Genomic DNA, 251 nt, shown 5'->3' with positions numbered 1-251 from the left:
GTATTGAGCGAGTCCTGCGTGATGTCGGGCTGTCGCGAACCCAAGCCAAGGCCCTGATGGCTGACGGCTACCGTGCACTTTCTCTGCGTGATGCTGAGCAGGCCGCACTGGACACCTTGAAATCCATTAAATTTAACTAAAAATCCATTAAATTTAACTAAATAAGAGGCTGTTATGGCGATTGATCATAAAGATGTCAGTGAAGTTGCGCAGGAACTGAAAGGCGCTTTCGAGGCATTCCAACAGAAAAA

At 47.0% G+C, this 251-nt stretch carries 1 pseudogene; it reads left to right on the top strand.

Annotation, left to right across the window (positions count from 1 at the left end):
- Positions 1-140: pseudogene (locus AAC854_RS23600) on the top strand (HK97 family phage prohead protease); the annotation flags it as partial.
- Positions 141-251 lie beyond the last annotated feature (111 nt).

It is taken from the genome of Xenorhabdus entomophaga, from assembly GCF_037996725.1.
Classification (GTDB): domain Bacteria; phylum Pseudomonadota; class Gammaproteobacteria; order Enterobacterales; family Enterobacteriaceae; genus Xenorhabdus; species Xenorhabdus khoisanae.
The sequence above is the reverse complement of the archived record's forward strand: the minus strand, read 5'-3'. Positions and strand labels throughout refer to the sequence as shown.